1 protein-coding gene and 1 pseudogene are annotated in these 733 nt (G+C 47.6%); both read right to left on the reverse strand.

Translation table 11 applies throughout. The features are described 5' to 3' along the window. Positions 1 to 168: NAD(P)-binding protein (locus ACTHUM_RS16490; protein WP_440403494.1), on the reverse strand; the 168-nt coding region annotated here is incomplete at its 3' end. A gap of 270 nt (positions 169 to 438) precedes the next feature. Continuing rightward, positions 439 to 733 (reverse strand): annotated as a pseudogene (locus ACTHUM_RS16495) (bifunctional [glutamate--ammonia ligase]-adenylyl-L-tyrosine phosphorylase/[glutamate--ammonia-ligase] adenylyltransferase); the annotation flags it as partial.

The following is a 733-nucleotide window of genomic DNA, read 5'->3' on the forward strand; positions in this document are numbered from 1 at the left end:
CAACATGGCCGCGGCAACATAAGCGGCGGCTTGCGCGCCGTTGCGTTCGCCTTTCTCAAACAACTCGACCGAAATGCCCTGCTCTGCCAGTTGGAACGCCATCAGACGGCCCGACAGACCGCCACCGAGTACCGCAACCTTAGACATCAGTTTCTCCTTGTTTTTAATATATAAATAAGCAGCATATTTTAGAACTTGTTTTGCTATATCACAATATCGACACAAAATGAGAACAGTTTTTGCATATCATGCTCAAACTGAATCAGTAATACGCAAACAAAAAGCTTCCCTCTATACCCGACAGTTACCGCTTCAAGCTGCCAATCAGCTTTTATAAAAATATTTTCTTTACATAAAACCTACTATTTAGAGTGAGTTTATCGTGGCAGTAAATTGTGTTGCTGTACAGGGCTTTTGACGCTGAATACGCCCGCCTGTTTATCCGAACTTCACTTCTGCCCCGAATACTTCCTGCCACAGTTTTCGCACGTTGCCGTAGTGGGTCAGCAATTCGTCCGTTACTTCGGTTTTTTTGGCATCTCGCAGTTTGGTGTTGTGTTGCTGCTGGCGGTAGAAGCGGTAGGCGGTGCGGCTTTGTTCAGCGAGGGTTTTGTCGATGAGGCCGCAGTCGGCGGCGATGTTCAACAGGGCAATGTTGCCGTAGTTGTCGAGGAGTTGCGGATATTGGCGGGCATGGGCAAGTATCAGATATTGGACGATAAATTCGACGTCG

The organism is Neisseria sp. P0021.S006, assembly GCF_051956895.1.